The sequence below is a fragment of the Candidatus Propionivibrio aalborgensis genome (assembly GCF_900089945.1).
GTDB classification, from domain to species: domain Bacteria; phylum Pseudomonadota; class Gammaproteobacteria; order Burkholderiales; family Rhodocyclaceae; genus Propionivibrio; species Propionivibrio aalborgensis.
In genome coordinates, this window is record NZ_FLQY01000095.1 from 1 (window position 1) to 3,125 (window position 3,125).

Genomic DNA, 3,125 nt, shown 5'->3' on the forward strand with positions numbered 1-3,125 from the left:
AACAGACTGATGAACATCGAAGCAATCCTATACCCAGCAGCGCATCCGTTGCCGCCTTCCGGCGCTGACTATGTTAGGCCGCATGACATGGACGGCAAGCAGCCAGATGACGGCCTGCGCATCTGTAACGTGTGCGGTGGTGCCTTCGCAGAAGAAGGAATGGCGATCAAGCAGAACGGAGACATAGGCAAATCCTGCAAAAGCTGTTCGGACGCAGGGAAAGAGCGGAGCAAGGGAAGGATCAGGAAGTCCAGGGCAAAGCCAAAGCCCGTTGTAGCGTCAACTAAGCTGCAGGACTACCTCAACCGCCGAGAACAAGACAGAGACGCAATCCGCGCTTCGGTGCTTGAGGCGCTGAACGGACCAACAGCAACGGCGGTTTCAATTAGCGTGCTGGCCGACATGGTCGGAAGCAACCGTTGCGCGCTGCTGAAGCATATGTACGCAATGGAGAATGCCGGAGCGGTCGAGCGCATAGGGAGCGGCAATAAAACTCGGTGGAGGTTGGTAAAATGAAAACCTGCAAAGATTGCTACTGGTTCAACAAGCAATACATTCGCCCTCGATGCCTTGATTATGACGAGCCGCTTTGCCTGGACGAACGCAGCGACCCGGTCCCTCTTCTTAAGTGCATCAGCCACCAGGAACAGGACGCGCTAATGAGGCGCAATGCTTCGGCGGAGATAAAATCCGCTTTTGGCATCGACAAAACAATGCTGCACTTTTCGGAGGTTAAATCATCATGAGATTCATCCGCTACATGAGACTTCGCGCCAATGGCTTCAGCGTTCCGGCTGCGGCCAGCCTGAGCAATAACGACAGGCTTGGTGATGGCGATGATATTGCCGTTGGATATGTGCTCGCTATCGTGGTGCTGGCTTATTTGTTGGTGGTGGGCTGATATAACCAAACCAAGGAGACTGCAATGACCTCAACACAAGTAGCAAAAGCAAACTGCAAATTCTCCGGCTTTATGTCGGGAGAAAATGTCAAGCGCCAGATAAATGAAATCATCGCCGGAAAAAAGGGCGAGTCGTTCATTACTTCGATTGTCGCCAGCGTCAGCAACAATCCCGCGCTGGCGGATTGCGAGAACGGCACCATCCTGTCAGCAGGGCTGCAGGGCGCTGCGCTCGACCTGTCGCCCAGCCCTTCCCTTGGGCACTTCTACATGGTGCCTTACGATGATCGCAAGAACGGGCGCAAGGTCGCTCAGTTCCAGATCGGCTACAAGGGCTATGTCCAGCTAGCGATTCGTTCCGGCCAGTATCGACGGATCAACGTCATTGCGCTGAAGGAGGGGGAACTGATCAACTACAACCGCTTGACGGAGGAAATATTCACCAAGCTGATTGACGATGACGAGGTCCGCGACAAGATGCAAACCACGGGCTATTACGCCATGTTTGAGCTGTCAAACGGCTTCATCAAGTCGATGTACTGGTCGTTCGCAAAAATGCAAAACCACGCCATGAAGTATTCCAAAGGCTACGCAGCGCAGAAGGGCTATACCTTTTGGGAAAAGGATTTTGACGGCATGGCCTTCAAAACCATGCTGCGCCAGTTGCTCAGCAAGTGGGGCGTGATGTCCATTGAAATGCAGCGCGCTTTCGAGGCCGACATGAGCACCATTGACGCAGAGTGCGGCGTTGATTACATCGACAACCAGCAAAACGAAACTGCGCCCAAAGAAAAGGAAGCCCTTCCGGCCGTGACAGAAGATCAATTCAACGTCGAAATGAAGAGCTGGGTAGCGACGGTCGAATGTGGCGCGATGACCGCGTCCGACATACTCGCTGCGGCGCGATGCAGATACACCCTGACAGAACAACAGGTAGCCAACATCGAATCACTTTGTTAAGAAGAGCCGCATGAAATTTATCACCGCCCAGCAAGGGTCCGCCGAATGGCTGGACGCCCGCAAAACAACACGCAACGCCAGCGAAGCGCCGGCCATGAAAGGACAGCACCCAAAAATCAAATACCTTGATCTTGTGGCCAGGCGCGCCACTGGAATTGAGGTAGAACACACTCAATGGGAACAAGACGTCCTGTTCGACAAAGGGCATCGTGCTGAAGCGCACGCTCGAAAAAAGGTCGAGGCGATGCTGGGCAAATCGCTTTATGCGCTGACCGCCACCGACGACGCCGGCTATCTGCTGGCCAGCTCGGACGGCTGCACGATGCCGCCAGTCGGCGGGATTGGTTTTGAGAACAAGCTATGGAACAAGGAAAACTCTGTTTTGGTCCTGTGCGGTGAAGTGCCCGAATGGAACAAGTGGCAGCTTGACCAGCAAATCGCCGTCTTTGGCTTCGAGAAAATCATCTTCTCAGTCTGCGATGACACAGGTGAAAATTTTGCTTGCTGTGAGTACCGCACCACGCCGGAGCGCATCGCGTCTTTGATGTCCGGCTGGAAGCAGCTTGATGAAGACGTGGCCAATTTCCGGCCGGAGCCTGTCGAGGCCAAACCAATCCTTGTGGCCAAGAGCATCGACACCCTTCCGTCCCTAATGATCGAAATCACCGGCCGGGTCACTGCCAGTAACCTTGTGGAATTCAAAGGGCACGCCACGGCGGTTATTTCTTCCATCAATACATCGCTGCAAACAGACCAGGATTTTGTTGACGCCACCAAGGCCGCGAAGTACCTGCGCGACGTGGAAGACAACGCCAAGCGCGCCAAGGCCAACGCCTTGTCACAGACGGCCAGTATTGACGAACTGTTCAAGGCGCTGGACGACGTGATAAAGATGGCCGCAGACGTGCGCAAGGACTTGGAAAAAAAGATTACGCAGGAGAAGGATGCCCGCAAAACGGAAATGGTCATGTCCGCCAAACTTGAGCTTGCCGAGTATGTCGGCAGGCTGCGGGAGCGCAACGCCCACATGCAGGACGTGACGGCCGACTTCCCGGCGGCGATCAAGGGGCTGTCGAGCATTGACAGCATGAAATCCAAGATTGCCGCAGCCATGGCCTGCGCCAAGATAGTGGCCAGCGAACTGGACGCCAAGATCAAAGAAAACCTCGAATCGCTCTTCACCGATAACCACGATTGGCGCTTCCTGTTTCCCGACCTGAACGCCGTTTGTTCCAAGGCGCCCGAAGACTTCGCCGCGCTTGTC

At 54.7% G+C, this 3,125-nt stretch carries 5 protein-coding genes; all 5 read left to right on the forward strand.

Features of this window, described 5'->3' with window-relative positions:
• The coding region (locus PROAA_RS05880) for a hypothetical protein (RefSeq protein ID WP_222102129.1) at window positions 1-516 on the forward strand (516 nt) is incomplete at its 5' end.
• On the forward strand, window positions 513-746 hold the full coding sequence (locus tag PROAA_RS05885) for a hypothetical protein (RefSeq protein WP_186410450.1): 234 nt from the start codon (window positions 513-515) through the stop codon (window positions 744-746). The genes PROAA_RS05880 and PROAA_RS05885, both read left to right, overlap by 4 nt.
• Window positions 743-901 (forward strand): hypothetical protein, encoded by a 159-nt coding sequence (locus PROAA_RS05890; protein ID WP_186410451.1) that lies wholly within the window; start codon window positions 743-745, stop codon window positions 899-901. The genes PROAA_RS05885 and PROAA_RS05890 overlap by 4 nt, the downstream gene beginning before the upstream one ends.
• Before the next feature lie 24 nt (window positions 902-925).
• On the forward strand, window positions 926-1,861 hold the full coding sequence (locus tag PROAA_RS05895; protein WP_186410452.1) for a recombinase RecT: 936 nt from the start codon (window positions 926-928) through the stop codon (window positions 1,859-1,861).
• A 10-nt stretch (window positions 1,862-1,871) separates the two neighbouring features.
• A partial coding sequence (locus PROAA_RS05900; RefSeq protein ID WP_186410453.1) for a Heme peroxidase occupies window positions 1,872-3,125 on the forward strand: 1,254 nt, incomplete at its 3' end.